The sequence below is a fragment of the Pontibacter mangrovi genome (assembly GCF_006385705.1).
GTDB classification, from domain to species: domain Bacteria; phylum Bacteroidota; class Bacteroidia; order Cytophagales; family Hymenobacteraceae; genus Pontibacter; species Pontibacter mangrovi.
This window is the reverse complement of the sequence record NZ_VFRQ01000001.1, coordinates 688,515-708,384: the sequence shown is the minus strand read 5'-3', so window position 1 is coordinate 708,384 and position 19,870 is coordinate 688,515. Positions and strand designations below refer to the sequence as shown.

Sequence of the window (19,870 nt, the reverse complement as noted above, 5' to 3'; positions counted from 1 at the left end):
CTTGCCTCCAGAAGCATTTCCCGGAGGCAAGGAGTTAGGGATGATCTTAGTGCTGCACTTTAAACTTTGTCCAGTAAGTGGTATCGCTGGTTTTAACCTCGATGAGGTAAGTGTCAGGTTTTAACCTGCCCAGGTTGTAGCGCCAGGCGCTGCGGTTATGCGCGATGCTAACCGGCTTTTGGTACACCAGCTTGCCCGTAGAGTCTTTCACCTCTAACAGCGCATTCTCATCCAGTTGCTGCGAAAAATCTAGCTGGAAAGTACCCTTGGCGGCAGGTTTCATGTTGATGCCGGATAGCGTTTCGGTGGTGTGGCCTGCCTGCGCTGCGGCATCAGGCAATGAAGTATGTTGTGCGAATGTTTTGGTTAAGCTGAAGAGTGGCAGGCTCAGGGCCAGCACAAGGGCATACGTTTGTTTCATGATTTCTCCTTTTAAAGTATAGGTATACCACTTGCTGTTGCAGTTTTGGTGCCAAACTCTTCAGCAGTCCTTACGGAGGCGGTTTTGCGTTTTGTCGTAGCAGAAGGGGCAGCTGCCGTTTATTTCAACGCCGCCCACCCAACGCTTCTTAGGCGTAAACGAGGCGATCCCGTCCAACACCCGCTCCCCAAAGAAACTAAGCACGAGCGGCTCTTTAGCCTGTACCAGGTCTGGCTGCAACCGTGCCAGAATATGCTGTAGCTGCGCATCCCCGAAGCCATAGCCCGGGTCCTGCTGGTTAAATTCCTTTATGAGCCCGCTTACTGATGTGCAGCCCTCCTGGATCAGCTGCAGCAGTGCCCGTTCGGGCTGGCTCAGTCCATCTGCACAATCCGGGAAACGGCGCAGGTGCAAGCGCAGCGCCCGCAGGAGGTGCGGCAGCGCTACGTCAAAATCCTGCATCAGAAGCTCAAGTGCCATGGGGTCGGGGCTGGCGTATGCTTGCCATAAGCTGGCGGCTTGTCGCAACTCTTCTTCGGGTACTTGCTGCCGCTGCTCCATCAGGGCAAACAGCCCATCAGGACTCATAAGCGCTATGTTTTTTCCTGGAGGCGGCGTGCAGATCGACACCATTTTAGGCTTCTTTTTTTGCAGGCGCTGCAGCACATAAAGCTGGTTGACCTGGCACATCAGGTCAGCGTCGAACCAGAGCACCACCTCAAAGAAGGCATCCAGGCCTTCCAGTTTCTGCAGCTCATCCAGCACTTTTTCTCTGTATCCCTCGGCCGACTCTCCGTAGGCAGCGGTGATGAACGCCTGTCGCCTCTGCCAGAATTCATACTGGGGCAAAAGGCTTGAAACAGGCCCCTCAGAAAGCACCTCGCGCCACACCAGCACCTGGCCGGGCAGTTTGGCGGCAGTAAAAGCAGGCAGAGAGGCATCTCCGTTCAGGATGTGGAGGGTAGGCAGTATTTTCATCGGAAAAGGGTATTTGCGCTAAAATGAGAAGGCAACTAACACGTAACGGTGCAGCTGCCTTGCCTCAAACATTATAACGGTATAGTTCTTTAACGCATTTATCTGGAACTTAGTCTATAAGCCACTACTCTATTATCCTTAAAAGTAGGCACCAGCAGCAGGCCGAGCTGCTCGTTATAGCTGATGTCGGCGGCGTTCACGTTCTTCGACTTGGTGTCGAGCAGGCGCCATTTCTTGCCTTCGTCGTTCACAAAGTATACTTCACCGTCCCAACTGGAGATGAGGTAATCTCCGTCGCCGGTTCTGGCAATGCCGTCAGCCGACTTAATGCCGTCGGTCCAGTCGGTGAACTCTTTGGTGCCGGGGTCCAGCAGGCGCACTTTGCCACTGCCCATAAAGGCCACTACCATGCGGTCGCCTTCCAGGAAGATGCCGTTAGGCTTTTCGCGTTTGGTTTTGTCTATCCAGGAGCTGACGCGGCCGTTCCGCAGCAGGTAAATGCGGTTCTGCTCGCTGTCGGTAACGTATACATTGCCGCTGTCGTCTACGGCCACATCGTTCAGGAACTTAGCTTTTTCAGCTTTATACTTGCCTAGCACCGCTCCGGATTGGGTGGATACCGCCACAATTTCATCGCTGTCTGCCACGTAGAGCACGTTGTTGTGCAGCGCCATGCCGGCAGGGTTGTTCAGCCCTGTAATCCAGTATAGTTCTTCTGTCTCCCCCTCCGTGTTCAGTACCGATATAAAACCGTCGCCGTCGTTCTTCTCGGAAGTCTGGTTCATGTTGGTGACGTAGATAACGTTGCGCTGCGGGTCGAACAGGGCGGATTCCGGTGTTTTGAGCGTGTTGTCCGATGCCCATGCTTCTTCGAGCTGCATAGGTGCTTTGGCAGAGAACAGGCCGCCCGTGCAACCGGCCAGCACAGCGGCAAGCAAAACTGCGCTAAAGCCTGTCAGTATCTGTTTCTTCATCTTGTGCGGAGTTAGTTTCTACCTAGTACGGGCAAGGGAGCGGGCTGTTTTCCGAAAGTCGATTAGTCGGCGTGAAGGCCGATTTTCTGCAATGTCCGCTGCCTGGAAACTTTACCTGTGGCAGTCTCCGAAAAGGAAGGGCTATAGTATACTTCTTTCGGCATCTCAAACTTTTTCAGGTGCTGCCGCAAGCGCTGCAAAACATCCTGCTCCGCCTCCGGTGCCAGCGGATGGCCCTCCAGTACCAGCACGATCTTATCGCCCAGCACCTCGTCGGGCTGCGGAGCGATGAAAAAGCGTGGGGAGTCTGTCAGGTCGGCAAAGGCCTCTGCTATGGCCAGTTCCACTTTCTCGGTCTGCACTTTTACCCCGCCTGTGTTGATGGTGTTGTCGGCGCGGCCAATCCAGCGGAAGCGGGTGGGGGTAAGCAGCTCCACGATGTCGTTGGTTACGAGCAGTTCGTTGTTCGTTACGTCGCCTTTGATGGTGAGGCAGCCGCGTTTATCAAGTCCCACCTCGATGTCCCGGAGCACGTTGTAATAGTCTGCGGCATCAGCGCCGTTAAGCTTCCTCAGGGCCACGTGCGAGGCAGTTTCGGTCATGCCGTAGGTATGGTAGATAGGTGCTTTGATGGCCTGCAGCTCGCGCTGCTGCGTGGGCGTCACAGGGGCACCGCCTACCAGTATGCCTTTCATGCGGTTCAGCTGCAATATCCGCTCCGGTGTTTCCTGCAGAATGGTGTGCAGCTGCATCGGCACAAAGGAACCAAAGGCAAAGTTCTCCTCCGGGCTCACGAGCGCCAGCGGATTACTCACCGGCTCTACAATGGTTATCTGCAGGTCGGCCAAAAAGCCGCGCACCAGCATCATCATACCAGCAATATATTCGGTGTTCAGGCACACCAGCATGCTATCGCCGGGCTGGAGGTGCAAAAGCTGCACCGTGCGGCGGGCGCTGGCCTCCAGCTGGTTGCGCGTAAGCTGGATGGTTTTGGGCAAGCCCGTGGAGCCGGAAGTATGGATCGGGAACTCCTGCACGCCGTTTAGCCAGCTGCGGCAGAATTCCAAAGTTTTGCTCTCATAACCGTTCAGCGGAGTGCTGTTCCGGAAGGAGTAGGCGGCTATCTCGTCGTAATAATACTTTTTTCCGTTCAGGCTTAGGTATTTCTCTGTCATGTAGTATGCGCGTCGTTAACCAAAAAAGGCAAGGGTGCCGTTGCAAAAATGCGGTAAAGTGGCCGTAAAAAAAACAAAGCAGGCAAAGGTTTTTATACTTGTGCCTGCCCTGAGAGGTTAATGGCAGTAAATTAGGTGCTGCTTCCTTAATACAGCCAGTCTTTGTCGGGGTTGCGGATGAGCCGGTCTATGGAGTAGCGGCCGGAGCCGAAAACAAGGAAAAAGATGAGCAGAAGCAGCACAATGATAGAGGACCAAAGCTCGGTGTTCTCCGAATAAAAGCCCCGGTCCGGGTTAATGAAGAAAACAGCGCCTAACAGAATGGGCAGCTGAAACAGGATGGCAATGCGGGTAATCAGCCCGAGGGCAATCAACAACCCGCCAACCAGGTGCGCAAAGGCAACATAATGCGCCAGCCCTATGGATACCCATGGAAACTGGCTTTTATTCATGATGCTCAGAAGTGCTTGTGTGTCTTGGATGAACATAAAGCCCTTCACCATCAGGAATACCCCTAAGGCAACCCTTAGTACATCCAACCAGGCCGGATGGTGGGTGTTGGCCCAGTGCTCTACGCGGTGCATGTCGTGTGTCAGGTTCATGGCTTTACAATTAAGTGGAACAAATAAGTTATTACTTAATTAAACGAGTGCAGCCACGAATCGGACATATATTAGTGCAATTTTTTGGTCGTATTTTACCGGTCGAGCAGATGCGAACATCAGCAGGTTCTTCCGCTTGAAAAGGGCACCATTTCCTGTTATGGATTAGCTGGGGGCGAAGGCCGTTTTGGGCGCAGCACCAGGTTGTCTACGGAGTAGCGCCCAGGGCCCATCACCATAAAAAAGAGCAGCAGGCTAAACACCGCCAGCGACACCCACAGTTCGGTATTCTCCAGGAACAGGCCCCGCTGCCCGTTAACCAGCAGCACCGCGCCCAGCACCACCGGTATCTGGCAAAGGAGCGCCAAGCGGGTAAGAAAACCGAAGATGATCATAAGCCCGCCGATGATATGCACTAAGCTGGTCATCAGGGGTGCCTTTTGGAGGCTGATCAGGTCCTGGTTTTGGCTGAAGGTATAAAATACTTCGCTATTGTACTCGAGGAACAGGATGCCCTTCACGAACAGAAAAATCCCTAAAAGTATGCGGAGGGCGTCCATCCAGACAGGGTTTCCGGCGCTGTTGCGGTAGCCGGATTGGCGTAAGGCGTGTGTGAGATTCATGGCACTATGCATTAAGTGATACATGCTTCTATATCTATATACGCCTTACAAACTTAATCGGGCAAAAATAGGCAGCTTAATTGCGGTGTAGCCGCACGGAAGCAGTTCGTATTGGTCAGTTTCGGGAAGAGCTTTACGCCTCCGGAAGCCTTAGGCTGCGCACCGCTTGCCGGTATATTTCAAACGCCTCGCCGTTGGCGGCGCTGTCGGTAAAAATCTCCAGGATGCCGGCGCCTGCCGCTGCGGAAAAGAAGTTTGGCAAAGCCTGCTCCAGCTCCTCCATGCTTTGCACAGAAGTATACTTCATCCCGAAATCGCGGGCGGTATTCTCTGCGTTCAGGGCCTGTTGCGTTTCAAAGTATGGCGCCAGTTCCGGCTGCTGCCTTGGCCCGTCAATCAGGCGGAAAATGCCGCCGGCGTGGTTGTTGAGCAGCACGATGCGCAGGTTCTGCGGCAGGTAATTGTGCCACAGGCCGTTGCGGTCGTAGAAAAAGGCCAGATCACCGGTGAGGAGGGTAGTGATGCCGGGGCTGGTGAGGGCGCAGCCAACGGCGGTGCCGGTGCTGCCGTCGATGCCGCTGGTGCCGCGGTTGGCGTATACTTCCACCTGCTGCTTTGGCTGTAGCCCTACAATATTAGCGTAGCGCACCGACATGGAGTTGGCCAGGTGCAGGTTGCTTTTCTGCGGTAGCTGCTGCAGCACGCGCGCCACAATCGGTAATTCGCTGTAAGGAGCTTCCAAAGTATATTGCTGCAGGAATGCTGCGGCTGCTTTGTCGGCAGCGGCCCACGCTGAGGCAAAGTTACTGTCGGCACGCGTGCTGCCGGCCATGGTTGTGAAAAAGCTCTGCGGGGCGCAGCGCACGATTTTGGTAAGCGCCTGAAACGTGTCGGCCACCTGGCCGGCTGGCTGCAGGTGCCAGTGGGCCTTCGGTTTATACTTGCGCAGGTACAGTTTCAGGGCTTTGGAGATGATGGACTTGCCAAAGGTGATGAGCAGGTCGGGCTGCAGCTTTGCCAGCTGCTCCGGGTCGGTGTTGGCAAAGATGACATCCTGGTGCCGCACTGCTTTCGGAATGCTGTGGGTGTTGCTGATAGTATCGCCAACTACCACGGTGCCTGTGGTATCGGCAAACGTGCGGACGCTTGCTAATAGCGCCTCATTCTGCTGGTTTTGCCCGGCTAGCACCAGTACCTTTCTATACTTCAGGATCTCCTCCTGTAGCTTCAGGGCCTGCATCTGGCTTAGGGCATACTGCTGCGGCTCCTCCCGGATCACCTTCACCTGCTTGTTATACTTCAGTTCCTCGTCCGGGGCAGGGTAGAATGGCTCACGCAGCGGCACGTTGATATGCACTGGTCCGGCAGGAAAACTTGTGGACTCGTTCAAGGCCTCTGATACCATGCGCTCGCTATGCCACACGGCATCGGGGTGGGAGAGATCAGCAGGGAAAGTATAGCTGTGCTTGCTATGCTGCCCGAATAGGTTTTGTTGCCGTATCGTCTGCCCGTCGAGTTGGTCGACCCACTCGGGTGGGCGGTCGGCGCTGAGGATAAGCAAGGGTACCTGCTGAAAGTATGCTTCCGCCACGGCAGGGGCATAGTTGAGCGCGGCCGTGCCGGAGGTACAAATCAGCACCGTCGGTTTGCCTGTTGTCTGCGCCATGCCCAGGGCTATGAAAGCGGCCGCACGCTCGTCGCTCACGGTGCGCACCATAAACTTCGGGTGGCGGGCAAAGGCAATCGTCAGCGGCGCGCAGCGCGAGCCCGGCGACAGCACCACCTGCTCCACGCTTTTCTGGGCACAAATCTCAGCAATATTTACAACGGCCTGTAGAGTCATAATGAGTGAATTAGTGGTTGTGTGAATGAGTGAATGCTAAAAAGTAATTTATACTTCCGATGATGAATGACAAAACATACATGCTTTCAAGTTTATGTGAAGACGGAAACAAAATTTCGCTCTATGTTTTCCAAACATTCACTCAGTCACTCATCCACTCATTCAAAATTAATATTCCGACAGGATTTTCCCCATCGTCTGCATCTTGTGCTGCGTTTCCTGCCACTCCCTTTGGGGGTTTGAGCCCTCGGTGATGCCGGCGCCGGCGTATAGGTTGGCTTCGTGCTGCTGCAGTTGCATGCAGCGCAGGTTCACGTACAGGTGCGAGCCGCTGGTGCTGTTTACGGGACCCAGGTAGCCGCTGTAGTAGCTGCGGTTGTAGCCTTCGTGGGCAAGTATAAATTGCAGCGCTGGCTCCTTGGGCAGTCCGCAAACTGCCGAGGTAGGGTGCAACAGCTCCAGCATATCGGTGCCCAACGTCGGGAAGTGCACGACTTTCAGGTTCACCTTGAAATCAGTGCGCAGGTGCATCAGGTTGCCGGCTTTTATGGTTTTAGGGCCTACCTCGGTGTACTCGCGGAGGCGCAGCTTTTTAAAGCAACTCAGGATGTAACGCTCTACCATGGCCTGTTCCTCAATCTCCTTTTGTCGCCAGATGGCATCGGCCACATTCTCAACGGCGGTTTGCGTGCCGGCCAGCGCCACCGTATGAAACTCCTGCTGCTCATTTATACTGACCAGAATCTCCGGCGAGGCGCCCATCCAGGTACCCACGCCCGGCACCGACACCAGCGACACAAAAGCCCTCGGGTAGGCATCAGCCATGGCCTGGAAAGCGGCAACAGGAGAGAAGTTCTCCGGCAGCGCCTGCAGGCTGTTCCTCGACAGCACCACCTTCTCCATTTGCTCGGCCTGTATGGCCTCTACCGCTTTTTCCACCGCCCTCATAAAGCCCTGCTCCGTCTGGAAAGTATGATTTTCCAGGTTAGCAGAAGTATGCCAGCCATTTATACTTGGTGGGGCCTGCAGCAAGGTATAAAACTCCTGCAGCTGCTTCTCCGGGGCATCGGCGGCAGGCGCTAGCTTTTCGCCGTCAAAGTATAGATCGCCTTTAATAAAGATGTTCTGTTCCTGAGCCGAAACCTGAAAAGGGCAGAAGAAAAAGCCAAAGGGGCTGGCCTCCAGTTGCGGCTGCCCGGTAGTATACTGCTGGCCCAACTGCATGCAAGCCTGCACTTTTTGAGAAAGGGGCAGTCGCCAGACAGCCACCGCCTTTTGACCGGCGATGGCTGCCCCAAAGATCTGTTCTAATGTATGGTTTTGGGTAGTGTCACCCATCATTTTCTCTCCTTCTGGCAAGTATAGCCAGCGTTATTTTTTATCGATAATAGCCACCGTCATGCGGCTGATGCACACCAGGGCGCCCTCCTCATCCGTTATCCTGGTTTCCCAGACCTGCGTGCTGCGGCCCACATGAATCGGGGTGGCCTTGCCGTAGACCCAGCCTTCGCGGGCGCTGCGCAAATGGTTGGCGTTTATTTCTAAACCCACGCAGGCTTTTTTTGTTAGGTCCACCTGCAGGGCCGCGCCCATACTTGCCAGCGACTCGGCCAGCACCACCGAGGCACCGCCGTGCAACAGGCCCATGGGCTGGTGCGTGCGCTGGTCCACGGGCATTTTGCCGCAGAGGTAATCAGCCCCCACTTCGGTTATTTCGATGCCCAGGTAATCGATCATGGTGTTTTTGCACCACTGTTTTACCCGCTCTACCGTATCATTGTTTTTATCCATCGCCGCAATGCCTAAGTTCGCGCTGAGTTTATGTAAGAAGGCAAAAGTAGAAGAATTTTGAGTATTAAGAAAGTATACCTTATCCGCCACGGGCAAACAGATTATAACCTGCAAAGCATTGTGCAGGGCAGCGGCGTAGACTCGGTGCTGAATGCGGAGGGGCAGCGGCAGGCGGCTCTGTTTTTTGAGAAGTATAAGGATGTGAAATTCGACAAAGTGTATACTTCCACGCTGCAGCGCAGTATACAGTCGGTGCAGGGGTTTCTGGACTTGGGCATCCCGCACGAGCGCCATGCCGGGCTAAACGAGATAAACTGGGGCACCCGAGAGGGCACCCGCATCACGCCGGAAGAAGACGCCTACTACCACGGCATCCTGCAGACCTGGTGCGATGGCAACACAGAGGTATGCATAGAAGGAGGCGAGAGCCCGCAGTTGGTGTATGACCGGCAAAAACCGTTTATCGACCTGATGCTGAGTCGCCCGGAGGAGGAAACCATACTGGTGTGCATGCACGGGCGGGCCATGCGTATTTTGCTGTGCCAGCTGCTGCGCTACCCGCTGCGCTGCATGGACGAGTTCAGGCACCAGAACCTGTGCCTCTACCAGCTGGACTATACCGGAAGTATGTTTGCCGTTAAAAAATACTGCGATGTGGCGCACCTGCAGGTTGTATAATGCAGAAGTAAACGGCGGAAGTTTTAGAAATTAAGCGCTATTGCGTAACTTGCTTCACAGAACCGTTTTCAGGCTAAAGTATGGCTGCAGGCAAAACAGTCTGTGGCGCAACAATTATTTGTATGCATACTTAGTTTGAATAAAATATTTTTAAATCTAATTTTGGGCGGATAATACAAGACCTATTGGGCGAATAAACAACACGAAATTTATGGCTGAAGTTATAAAAATGCCCAAGATGAGCGACACGATGACAGAGGGGGTGATTGCATCTTGGTTGAAAAAAGAAGGCGATAAGGTGAGCTCCGGCGACATCCTGGCCGAAGTGGAGACAGACAAAGCTACCATGGAGCTGGAGTCGTACGAAGATGGAACACTCCTGTACATCGGCCCGAAAAAGGGCGATTCTGTACCGGTGGATGCCGTTATCGCGATTATCGGTAAGGAAGGCGAAGACATCTCCGGCCTGCTGAATGAGGTGAAAGGCGGTGGCGCACCTGCTGCCAAGAAGGAAGAGAAGCCTGAGCCGAAGAAAGAAGAAACCAAGCCTGCCGCTGCCAAAGAGGAGGCTCCTGCCAAAGTTGCCGACACAAGCAACATCAAGGCTTCTGTTATCCGCATGCCGAAAATGAGCGACACCATGACCGAGGGTGTACTGGTGAGCTGGCTTAAAAAAACAGGCGATAAAGTGAAGTCCGGCGATGTACTGGCGGAAGTGGAGACCGATAAGGCCACCATGGAGCTGGAGTCTTACGAGGACGGAACGCTGCTATACACGGGCGTGAACGAAGGCGACTCAGTACCGGTTGACGCGATCATTGCCATTATTGGCGAGGAAGGTGCCGATTATAAGACACTTTTGAGTGCTGCTTCTTCTAACAAAGAAGAGCGCCAGGAGAACGCGCAGACAGACGAGGCCGTTGAGGCCGGTGTGGATGCCACTACTTCTGAGAAAGTACAGGAGACAAAAGTAACAGAGACTGCCGAAACGGAAGCTGCAGGCTCTGAAAACGGTCGTATCAAGGCTTCTCCGCTGGCTAAGCGTGTTGCCAAAGAGAAAGGCTTTAACCTGAGCCAGATCAAAGGATCCGGAGAAGGTGGCCGCATCGTGCTGCGCGACGTGGAGAGCTTCACGCCGTCTGCCGCGCCGCAGAAAGCCGCTGCACCGCAGGCTGCCCCATCGGCTATCCCGGGTGCTCCAGGTGAGGCTTACGAAGAGGTTGCTGTGTCGCAGATGCGCAAGGTGATTGCCCGCCGTCTGGCCGAGAGCAAGTTCTCCGCTCCGCACTTCTACCTGACCATGGAAATTGACATGGACAAGGCCATTGAGGCACGTACCAGCATTAACGAGGTTGCTCCGGTGAAGGTATCATTCAACGACCTGGTGATCAAGGCGGCGGCTGCGGCACTGCGTCAGCACCCTGCCGTTAACTCCTCCTGGCTGGGCGACAAGATCCGTTACAACAAGCACATCAACATTGGTGTGGCCGTAGCGGTAGAGGAAGGCCTGCTGGTTCCGGTTGTTCGCAACGCTGATTACAAGTCGCTTTCTGCCATCTCTGCGGAGGTGAAAGACCTAGGCGGTAAGGCCAAGAGCAAGAAACTGCAGCCATCGGATTGGGAAGGCAACACCTTCACGATCTCCAACCTGGGCATGTTCGGCATCGAAGAGTTCACCGCTATCATCAACCCGCCGGATGCCTGCATCATGGCAGTGGGTGGCATTAAGCAGATACCTGTGGTGAAGAACGGTAACATCCAGATCGGCAACGTGATGAAAGTGACCCTGTCTTGCGACCACCGCGTGGTAGACGGCGCAGTAGGCTCTGCCTTCTTGCAAACGTTTAAGAACCTGCTGGAGAACCCGGTGAGAATCCTGGTGTAAGCTCCACGAAAGTATAAAAACAGCAAAGCCTCTTCGGAAACGGAGAGGCTTTGCTGTTTTTATACTTTTTATACTCTATCCTCAGGAAGCTTTGTAACTGATTTCCGTGATCTCCACGGTCTCCTGCACCCGGCCCATCTGCAGCTGCGCCTGCTCGCCCACTTTTTTGCCTGTAACGGCGCGGGCAATGGGGGCTACAAAGCCAATTTTACCATCCTGTACGGAGGCCTCATCCACCCCTACGATCGTGAAAGTGCGCACCATTCCCTTTTTGCCGCCGCTGATGGTTTTTAAGGTAACGGTTGCTCCGAATCGTACCTCGTCAGAAGGCTGCTCGCGTGGGTCTACCACCTTGGCGCTGGTTATCCGGTGCGTTAGGAGGGCAATCTTTCCCTTTATCAGCGTGATCTGGCGCGTGCGCTCTGCGGCATCGTCGTGGTTGGCCTCCGCCTTCGACCGCTCCGCTTCCAGCTCGCCCAGCTCAGCCCGCAGTTGCTCCAAGCCATGTGGGGTTACGTAATTGGGCAATCCCGCAGGCAACGCCGCCCTGGGCGGGATGATGGGTGCTTCTAAGGCATCGTCCTCTTTTGTAAACGCTCTGCTCATAATCAGGTCAAACGAAGTATGTAGGATGAAGTTATACTTGCCATGATGGGAAAGGGCCGCCCAACAGATGGAGCGGCCCTTCGGGATATAGGCTGGATTTACTGCTGCACCAGCTTCTCTGCCCGGAACAGGTCGTCCGAGGCCTGTAGTATTTTAGCTTTCAGTTTCGGGTTATAGTCCGGATTGTCCTGCAGGAAGTGCTTTACCACTTCTGCTGCCTCTGGCGATTGGTAGGAGCCAAAGGTGGCGCGCAGCCAGTTGAAGGGAAAGAAGATGTCGCCGGTGCGCTGAATTTCGGCTAGCAGTTCCAGGCTTTGCGGCAGGTACTTCTCAGATGTTTCAGCACGCAGCGGGTGGTGCAGGTAGGCCAAGGCCGATGCTACCCAAGCTTCCTTCTCCCGGTTCTCGGCCTTTTGCAGCGAGGCAAAAAACGCATCCCGCACCTGCACATCCTCTGACAAGGCCGGCATCATGAACTCCAATCTTTTTTTGCGGTCCGGGTTTTGGATGCGGCTGAGCTGCTGCTGCAGGATGTTTTGCTCCGGATAATCGCGCACGGCCAGGGCAAGGGCCAGAGAAGTATAGTCATCCTCGTTCAGTTTCACGCCGGCCGGAGGGGTTTGCTTTTGCCAAACCTGGTACAGTTTTTCCTGGGCTTCTTTGGTGAGCGCTATACTTTGGTAGGTTTTAAACAACAGCTTTTTCACGTTGGGTGCCTGGTGCTGCTGCAGGGCCTGCCATACTTGTTGCTCCAGCTGTGGCGCCAACTGTTGCCGCTGTGCCGGCAAAAGAAACACCCAGTAAATATCGATCACCTGGCCGGTGAGTAGCTTTATGTTAAGCTCTTCCTGCTCCTGCAACAGCCCTTTCTGGTAGAAGCCGAGCAGCTGCGCCGGTGTCAGGCCGCGGCTGTTCAGCATGCTTTCGTAGAGGTTGATGTAGGCTGAGGCACGTTGTACCGGGTCCTGCAGGGTATACAGCTGCTCCAGCATCGCCTCCTCCACCGGAAACACGCCGTAGCCCTGCCCCGTGGAGTTGAAAAGTATAAACTGCGGCACTTGCTTGCCTGCGGCCTCTTCTATTACCACCTCTTTACCTGTCATATCCACGGTTAGCTCCTCCAGCCGGTCCGGGTATACCAGCGCGATCTCGAAGAACTGCGGCCATACCCTGTCAGAGCCATCTTCACCTTTCTGCGACACGCGCAGTTGTTCTATTTTACCGTTGCTGGTCTTCAGCTCATGCGTAAACACCGGCCGACCGGGCTCGTTCACCCACACCTGGTTCCACTGCTCCAGGTCGGCAGGGGTGCGGGCATCCAGAATCTTGATGAGGTCCGGCCAGGTGGCATTCTGGTAGGCGTAGGTTTTCAGGTATTCCTGCAGGCCTTTTCGCAGTTCTTCCTCGCCCATCAGGCGCTCCAGTTGGCGCATCATAATAGGAGCTTTGTGGTAGATGATGCCGCCGTAAAGCGAGCCGGCGTCCTGCAGGTTGTCCAGCGGCTGTCGGATAGGGTTGGCCCCGGTGGTGCGGTCGATACTGTAGGCGGCGGGGAAGTGGTCCACCAGGAACTTCATATCGTAGTTGGTGTTCTCCAGCGCCACCTGCGTTACCTTGTCGGCCATAAAGTTGGCAAACACCTCCTTCATCCACACATCGTTAAACCACTGCATCGTCACCAGGTCGCCGAACCACATGTGCGCTGTTTCGTGGGAGATGAGGTTGGAGCGGGCGATCTTTTCATCCTTTGTGGCAGTCTCATCCAGAAACAAGGTAGAGGCTTTGTACTGTATCGCGCCCACGTGCTCCATACCGCCGTACTGGAAATCCGGTATCGCCACAAAATCAAACTTCTGGAAAGGGTAAGGGATTTGGGTATAGTCTTCTAAGAACGTCAACGCGTCGCTGTGCAGCTGGAAGATCGGATCTATACTTTCACGGATCTTGGCCGGATCGGTTTCGCGGTGATAGAAGTTCATACTTGTGCCCTTCATGTCGCGCTGCACGTGCTTGAACTTGCCTGCTGCAAAGGAGAAAAGGTAAGTCGGGATGGTGTCGGAGGGGGCGAACGTATAGCTTTTGCTGTTTTCTGCCACCGTAGAATCTACCAAAGCGCCGTTGGCCAGGGCGTTCCAGTCTTTTGGCAAGGTTAGGTTGAGTTTGAAGGTGGCCTTCAGGTTGGGCTGGTCGAAGACGGGCAGCACGGTGCGGGCGCGGTCGGGCACCAGCAAGGTATACAGGTACTCCTCGTTTCTGTTCAGCGACAGATCACCGGCTATAAACTCAATCTTTACTTCATTCTCCCCAACCTTCAGCTCCTTTGCCGGAAGTACAATGTGCTCGTTCTCCAGCTTCGCCTCCAGCTGTTTCCCGTTCAGCCATACTTGGTTCAGGTGCTCCGGCTTCTCCTTAAAATCAAGCTGCAGCGGCTGGCTGTTATCGGAGAGGCGGAAGGTGATGGTTTCAGAGCCAAGCACAGGCTGTTGTTTCTGCTCCGGAATATGCAGGCTGATGTCGTAGGAGATGCGGCTCAGCACCTGCTTGCGGTAGTCGGCCAGCTCCTCGGAAACGCCCGTTTCTACAGGTATGGCCTCGGAGGCAGCCGGTATGGAACTGCTGCAGGAGGTCAGCGAACCGGCGCCCAGCAAGGCTATACCTGCTATCAGTAGGTTTCTGTTTCTCTTTTTCATAATTTCAAATATACTTATTTAAGTTAAAGAGTTGAGGCGTTTGGGAGTTAGAGAGTTTGGCTGTTAGAAAGTTAGAAAGTTAAAAGGTTAGAAAGTTCTGGAGTTAGAAATTAAATAAGTAGAACTATAAATTCCCCTCCTCTGGACTGCCGAGAACGGGAGTTCGAAGGTAGCGAGCGTAGCTCTAAGGGGTGGGTTAAATATATTTCGAACTTATGTTCTTGCCCTTGTTGGTTGTACTCTCCAGCCCTTGCTGGTCAGAAGACGCAGCAAGGGCGGCATCTGTAAGTGACACAAGCCTTAATTTGATAGCATTGGAGTTTAAGATAGGGTTAATCATTTCCCAAATACATACTTTAATTTGAGCATGGAAAACAGCACATACAAAGTCGTCATCGCCTCTAAAAACCCGGTGAAAGTAAATGCCGCGCTGGACGGGTTGCAGCGGATGTTTCCGGAGGCGGCGTTTGTACCGGAGCCGGCCAGCGTGCCCTCCGGCGTAGCCGACCAGCCCATGACGGAGCATGAGACGCTGCAGGGAGCGCTGAACCGCGTAGCCAATGCAAAGCAGGCACACCCGGAGGCTGATTTCTGGATCGGGATAGAAGGCGGTGTGGAGGTAATAGGAGGCGAGCTGGCGACCTTTGCCTGGGTGGTGGTGCAGGACCGGGAACAGCAAGGCAAGGCCCGCTCAGGTACCTTTTTCCTGCCGCAGCAGGTGCGGGAGCTGGTGGAGCAGGGGGTGGAGTTGGGCACGGCCAACGACCGGATCTTCAGCCACTCCAACTCCAAACAGAAAGGAGGCGCCATTGGCATCCTGACGCACAATGTGGTGGACCGCCGCGAACTGTACGAGCAGGCGGTGGTGCTGGCGCTGGTGCCTTTGCGCAATAAAAGCCTCTACCAGAACCCGCAGCCGCAGCGCTAAGTATAAAGTTTCTATGCCTGAGCTCACTCACCGTACGCCCCTTCACCTGTGCCCCCTCGGCGACAGCGCCGTGGTGCTGCAGTTCGGGGACGAGATTAACCTGGAAACGCATTACCGCCTTCGTGCCGTGACGCAGGCGCTGGAGCAGCGGCCTTTTCCGGGGCTGGTGGAATTTGTGCCGGCCTACACAACCCTCACGGTCTACTATGATCCCTGGGAACTGAGCCAGCACGGCAAAACCGATGCTTATGCGGAGGTAGTGCGGCAGTTAGAAGTGCTGGTGGAGCTGGCAGCGCATTTTGAGCCGAGTCCCGCCAGATTGGTGGAGCTTCCGGTGGTGTATGGCGGCGCGTATGGACCGGATCTGGAGGAAGTGGCAACGCATGCAGGCTTGCCAACAGACGAAGTTGTCCGGCTACACAGCAGCGGGAGCTACCAAGTATACATGATTGGCTTCACCCCCGGCTTTCCTTACTTGGGCGGCATGGATGATCGCATTGCCACACCCCGTAAAACTAATCCCAGAACAAGTATACCGGCTGGCAGCGTGGGCATTGCCGGCGCCCAGACCGGCGTTTACTCCCTTAGCACCCCCGGCGGCTGGCAACTGATCGGCCGCACGCCGCTGACCCTTTTTGACCCTGACCGTGAGACGCCGAGTTTGCTGCAGGCGGGTGATGAAGTACGCTTTATCCCAATTTCAGAAGAAGAGTATTTAGAAAGGAAGGAGGGGCAGGCATGAGCATCAAAGTAAACAAGCCGGGCTTGCTGACGACGGTGCAGGATATAGGGCGCTACGGGTACCAAAAACAGGGTGTGCCGGTTAGCGGGGCCATGGATAAAGTGGCTTTGCGCATCGCCAATGTGTTGGTTGGCAACCCGGAGGAGGCCGCTGCGCTGGAAATCTGTATGCAGGGGCCGGAGCTGCAGTTTAATCAGGATACAGTTATTGCCTTAGCCGGTGCCGATTTGTCGGCAAATATAAACGAAAAGCCGGTGCGCCTGTGGCGGCCGGTGCTGGTGCAGGCAGGAAGCCTGCTACGGTTCGGAAAACCGGTGTACGGCACCTATGCTTACCTGGCCGTGGCCGGAGGAATTGATGTGCCCGAGGTGATGGACAGCCGCTCTACCTATACCCGCGCCGGCTTTGGCGGATTGGAAGGCCGCGCCCTGCAAAGCGGCGACAATTTACCCCTTGGAAAATCATCCGAAACAGGCAAGCTGCTGCTAAGCGACCTGCTGCTACAGCATAACAAAGAAGATCAATTTACCGAAGCCAGCTGGTCGCCGGACCCGGAGCTGCTGCCAACCTATGAGCCCAACCCGGTGCTGCGCGCCACGGGCAACCTGGAGTATAACTGGTTCTCGGAAAACAGCCGGGGCTACATCTGGCATGAAAACTATAAACTCCTGCCCCAGTCCGACAGGATGGGCTACCGGCTGCAGGGCACTAAACTGGCGCTGGAGGAGCGGCGGGAGCTGCTCTCTACGGCTGTAAGCTTCGGTACAGTGCAGGTGCCGCCGCAGGGGCAGCCAATCATACTTATGGCCGATGCCCAGACCACAGGCGGTTATCCGCGCATCATCCAGGTAATCGCAGCGGACCTTCCGAAGTTGGCGCAAGTGCAGCCGGGCGGCATCATCCGCTTTAAAGATACGGGTCTGGAGGAGGCGCAGCAACTTTACTATCAACAGGAACGAAGCCTGCTGGCGCTGCAACAGGCCATCAAATTCAAGCTCTACCAAGTATGAAACAACTCTCCGTAGACCTGAACTGCGACATGGGCGAAGGCTTCGGCGCCTGGCGCATGGGCAACGACATCGAACTGCTAAGCTACGTCAGCTCAGCCAACATTGCCTGTGGCTTCCATGCCGGCGATCCGGGCACTATGAAAAAAACGGTGCAACTGGCCCTGAAGAAAGGCGTGGCCATTGGCGCGCATCCAGGCCTGCCGGATTTAGTTGGCTTTGGAAGAAGGGAAATGGCGGTTTCGGCGGAGGAAGTATACGACATGGTGGTGTACCAGGTGGGGGCGCTGATGGGCTTTGCCAGGGCAGAGGGAGCGGCGCTGCACCACATAAAGCCGCACGGGGCGCTGTACAACATGGCCGCCACCAACGCTGTGCTGGCCGAAGCCATCGCCACGGCCGTTTCTAAAGTAGATGATCAGCTCATACTATACGGGTTGGCCGGAAGCGATTTGATTAAAGCCGGGGAGAAGTATGGCCTCAGAACCGCCAGCGAGGTTTTTGCTGACCGCACCTATCAGGAGAATGGTACCCTTACGCCCCGTCGTCAGCCAAACGCCCTCATCACCGAACAGGAACAGGCAGTGCAGCAGGTACTGCGGATGGTACAGGAAGGCAAGGTTGTCTCGCTGCAGGGAACGGAGATAAGTATAAAAGCCGATACCATCTGCATCCACGGCGACGGAGCGCAGGCATTGCCTTTTGCCAAACGTATCCAGGAGCGCCTCACCGCAGAAGGCATCCTCATCTCAGCCATCTAAAAAAATATGAAACAGAAGAACTGGAGCGTATTGCTCGGGGCGGCTTTCCTGATGGCGACCTCTGCCGTTGGCCCGGGCTTCCTGACGCAGACCACCGTTTTCACGCAACAACTGGCGGCCAACTTTGGCTTCGTCATCCTTGTCTCGATCATACTGGATATTGGCGTGCAGCTGAACGTGTGGCGGGTGATTGCCGTGTCGGAGCGGCGGGCGCAGGACATTGCTAACCTCGTGCTGCCGGGGCTGGGGGCTTTTATCTCCTTCCTGATCGTGCTGGGCGGGCTGGCTTTCAACATCGGCAACGTGGGCGGCGCCGGTCTTGGCTTTAATGTGCTGCTGGGCATTTCCCCGGAAACAGGGGCTATACTTGCCGCTGCCATGGCTATTGCTGTTTTCCTGGTGCGCGAGGCGGGCAAGGTGATGGACCTCTTTGCGCAGGTGATGGGTTTTCTGATGATCCTGCTGATCGTGTACGTGGCGGTCACTTCCGCGCCGCCGGTAGGCGAGGCCGTTGCTAAAACCTTTCTGCCCGAGGAGGTGGATGTGTTGGCGATCGTGACCTTGGTGGGCGGCACCGTAGGCGGCTACATTACCTTCGCCGGCGGCCATCGCCTGCTCGATGCCGGCGTGAAGGGCAAAGAGTCGCTGCCCCAGGTAACGACCAGTGCCGTGTCGGGTATCACCGTGGCCTCCGTTATCCGCGTGTTCCTGTTTCTGGCGGCGCTGGGCGTGGTGAGCAAGGGGCTGGTGCTGGATGCGGCCAATCCGCCGGCCTCTGTTTTTAGGCTGGCAGCGGGCGAAGTGGGCTATAAGCTTTTTGGCGTGGTGATGCTTTCGGCGGCGGTTACGTCGGTCATTGGCTCCGCTTATACTTCCGTTTCCTTCCTCAAGTCCTTCAGCGGCACCATCCTAAAGTATGAGAACTGGGTCATCATCGGTTTTATACTTGTCTCCACTGCCGTGTTCGTCACCATCGGGCAGCCGGTGCGCCTGCTGATAGTGGCCGGAGCCCTCAACGGTCTTATCCTGCCGCTCACGCTGGCGGTCATACTTATCGCTGCCTATAAACCTGCTATTATGGGCAATTACCGCCACCCGCCGCTGCTTACCGTCTTCGGCGTGTTGGTGGTGCTAGTGATGGCCTATCTCGGAGGATATACTTTGCTGCAGCAATTGCCGAAGCTGTTTAATTAAATGTCTTTATTGCTAATAAGCTGCACTGTGCAATTAATCAGTTAGGGTGGGACTCGCAGTCTGTTATACTTGCTGAATTTATACTTCATTAGCATGAGAAGTATACATGCTATACTTCTCTAGCACCAGCTTGCTTGAAATCTACTATTCTACAACCAGCAACAAACAGCCGACCGTTCTCCCGCTTTCGTAAACCAACGTATGAGCAAACAGCCAGAGCAAGCTGCCCGGTTTCGGTTTTACGGGGCGCTAAATGATTTCCTGAGCAAGCACCGGAAGGATAAAACGATAGATTATACTTTCCGCGGGACTCCTGCCATTAAAGACGCTATGGAAGCCCTGAACGTGCCGCACCCGGAGGTGGATGTGGTGCTGGTAAAGGGCAAACCGGTAACTTTTTCATACTTGCTGCAGCCCGGCGATGAAGTGGAAGTATACCCGGTGGAGGCGGAGCGAAGCTGGCCTGCTGGTTATACTCTTGAGGAACGACACCCGCCGCCGCACCGCTTCATTCTGGATGCGCACCTGGGTACCCTGGCCAAACGTATGCGCATGCTCGGCCTGGACACCCACTATCAAACCTATTTAACCGACCAGGCCATTGCCCGCATAGCGGCTGAGCAGCAGCGGGTGGTGCTAACGCGCGATATTGGCCTTTTGAAGCAGAAAAGCGTTACCTGGGGCTACTGGCTGCGCTCGCAGCACACCGAGGAGCAGCTGGAGGAGGTGTTGCGCCGGTTCGATCTGCAGCGCAGTTTCAGTCCGTTTGCGCGCTGCCTGGCCTGTAATGTGCCGGTGCAGGAAGTAAGCAAGCAGGAGGTGCTGGAGCAGCTGCCCCCTAAAACCAAGGCCTACTTCCATGTGTTCTACCGCTGCCCCTCCTGCAGTCGGGTGTACTGGAAAGGCTCCCATTACGAGCGCATGCAGCAGTACATTGCCAAGATCAGGCGCAAAGTATAAATCACACGGTAA

Annotated in this window: 19 protein-coding genes; 8 read left to right on the top strand and 11 right to left on the bottom strand. The window is 55.2% G+C overall.

Features of this window, described 5'->3' with window-relative positions; all coding sequences use genetic code 11:
- Nucleotides 1-46: 46 nt before the first annotated feature.
- From FJM65_RS03030 to FJM65_RS02990, 9 genes are all read right to left on the bottom strand, one after another.
- Nucleotides 47-421 (bottom strand): T9SS type A sorting domain-containing protein, encoded by a 375-nt coding sequence (locus FJM65_RS03030; RefSeq protein WP_140619267.1) that lies wholly within the window; start codon nt 419-421, stop codon nt 47-49.
- Between the two features lie 60 nt (nt 422-481).
- Entirely contained in the window at nt 482-1,399 is a 918-nt protein-coding gene (locus FJM65_RS03025; protein ID WP_140619265.1) for a DUF1835 domain-containing protein, read from the bottom strand.
- A gap of 98 nt (nt 1,400-1,497) precedes the next feature.
- Nucleotides 1,498-2,373, bottom strand: coding sequence for an SMP-30/gluconolactonase/LRE family protein (locus FJM65_RS03020; RefSeq protein WP_140619263.1), 876 nt, complete (start codon nt 2,371-2,373; stop codon nt 1,498-1,500).
- Between the two features lie 62 nt (nt 2,374-2,435).
- Complete coding sequence (locus FJM65_RS03015) at nt 2,436-3,548, bottom strand: AMP-binding protein (RefSeq protein WP_140619260.1); 1,113 nt, start codon at nt 3,546-3,548, stop codon at nt 2,436-2,438.
- 146 nt (nt 3,549-3,694) lie between these two features.
- Complete coding sequence (locus tag FJM65_RS03010; RefSeq protein WP_140619258.1) at nt 3,695-4,150, bottom strand: DoxX family protein; 456 nt, start codon at nt 4,148-4,150, stop codon at nt 3,695-3,697.
- A gap of 158 nt (nt 4,151-4,308) precedes the next feature.
- Nucleotides 4,309-4,773: a DoxX family protein gene (locus FJM65_RS03005; RefSeq protein ID WP_140619256.1), complete on the bottom strand. Its 465-nt coding sequence runs from the start codon at nt 4,771-4,773 to the stop codon at nt 4,309-4,311.
- A gap of 133 nt (nt 4,774-4,906) precedes the next feature.
- On the bottom strand, nt 4,907-6,616 hold the full coding sequence (gene menD / locus FJM65_RS03000) for a 2-succinyl-5-enolpyruvyl-6-hydroxy-3-cyclohexene-1-carboxylic-acid synthase (RefSeq protein WP_140619253.1): 1,710 nt from the start codon (nt 6,614-6,616) through the stop codon (nt 4,907-4,909).
- A gap of 168 nt (nt 6,617-6,784) precedes the next feature.
- The gene (locus FJM65_RS02995; RefSeq protein ID WP_239022803.1) at nt 6,785-7,975 is read right to left on the bottom strand and encodes a chorismate-binding protein; all 1,191 of its coding nucleotides are present in this window, start codon (nt 7,973-7,975) and stop codon (nt 6,785-6,787) included.
- 12 nt (nt 7,976-7,987) lie between these two features.
- On the bottom strand, nt 7,988-8,407 hold the full coding sequence (locus FJM65_RS02990) for a PaaI family thioesterase (protein ID WP_140619251.1): 420 nt from the start codon (nt 8,405-8,407) through the stop codon (nt 7,988-7,990).
- Nucleotides 8,408-8,464: 57 nt separating this feature from the next.
- On the opposite strand from FJM65_RS02990, the gene FJM65_RS02985 reads away from it, so the two are divergent.
- Both FJM65_RS02985 and FJM65_RS02980 read left to right on the top strand, forming a co-directional pair.
- Complete coding sequence (locus tag FJM65_RS02985) at nt 8,465-9,085, top strand: histidine phosphatase family protein (RefSeq protein ID WP_140619249.1); 621 nt, start codon at nt 8,465-8,467, stop codon at nt 9,083-9,085.
- A gap of 211 nt (nt 9,086-9,296) precedes the next feature.
- Nucleotides 9,297-10,970: a pyruvate dehydrogenase complex dihydrolipoamide acetyltransferase gene (locus FJM65_RS02980; RefSeq protein ID WP_140619247.1), complete on the top strand. Its 1,674-nt coding sequence runs from the start codon at nt 9,297-9,299 to the stop codon at nt 10,968-10,970.
- Between the two features lie 81 nt (nt 10,971-11,051).
- Here FJM65_RS02980 and FJM65_RS02975 read toward each other — a convergent pair whose 3' ends face one another.
- Nucleotides 11,052-11,576, bottom strand: a complete 525-nt coding sequence (locus tag FJM65_RS02975) for a GreA/GreB family elongation factor (RefSeq protein ID WP_140619245.1) — start codon at nt 11,574-11,576, stop codon at nt 11,052-11,054.
- A 98-nt stretch (nt 11,577-11,674) separates the two neighbouring features.
- Nucleotides 11,675-14,266, bottom strand: a complete 2,592-nt coding sequence (locus FJM65_RS02970) for a M1 family metallopeptidase (RefSeq protein WP_140619243.1) — start codon at nt 14,264-14,266, stop codon at nt 11,675-11,677.
- 367 nt (nt 14,267-14,633) lie between these two features.
- Between FJM65_RS02970 and yjjX the strand changes: the two genes are divergently transcribed.
- The 6 genes from yjjX (at nt 14,634) to FJM65_RS02940 (ending at nt 19,858) form a co-directional block, all read left to right on the top strand.
- Nucleotides 14,634-15,194 (top strand): inosine/xanthosine triphosphatase, encoded by a 561-nt coding sequence (yjjX, locus tag FJM65_RS02965; RefSeq protein ID WP_140619242.1) that lies wholly within the window; start codon nt 14,634-14,636, stop codon nt 15,192-15,194.
- 13 nt (nt 15,195-15,207) lie between these two features.
- Nucleotides 15,208-15,936 carry a 5-oxoprolinase subunit PxpB gene (pxpB, locus tag FJM65_RS02960; protein ID WP_140619240.1) on the top strand — a complete coding sequence of 243 codons (729 nt, stop codon included), beginning with the start codon at nt 15,208-15,210 and terminating at the stop codon, nt 15,934-15,936.
- Nucleotides 15,933-16,946, top strand: a complete 1,014-nt coding sequence (locus FJM65_RS02955; protein ID WP_140619238.1) for a 5-oxoprolinase subunit C family protein — start codon at nt 15,933-15,935, stop codon at nt 16,944-16,946. Before pxpB ends, FJM65_RS02955 begins: the two co-directional genes overlap by 4 nt.
- A complete protein-coding gene (locus FJM65_RS02950; protein WP_140619236.1) occupies nt 16,943-17,704 on the top strand; it encodes a LamB/YcsF family protein in 762 nt (253 codons plus the stop codon). The genes FJM65_RS02955 and FJM65_RS02950 overlap by 4 nt, the downstream gene beginning before the upstream one ends.
- A 6-nt stretch (nt 17,705-17,710) precedes the next feature.
- Complete coding sequence (locus FJM65_RS02945) at nt 17,711-18,898, top strand: NRAMP family divalent metal transporter (protein ID WP_140619234.1); 1,188 nt, start codon at nt 17,711-17,713, stop codon at nt 18,896-18,898.
- Between the two features lie 201 nt (nt 18,899-19,099).
- Nucleotides 19,100-19,858, top strand: coding sequence for a Mut7-C RNAse domain-containing protein (locus tag FJM65_RS02940; RefSeq protein ID WP_140619232.1), 759 nt, complete (start codon nt 19,100-19,102; stop codon nt 19,856-19,858).
- Nucleotides 19,859-19,870 lie beyond the last annotated feature (12 nt).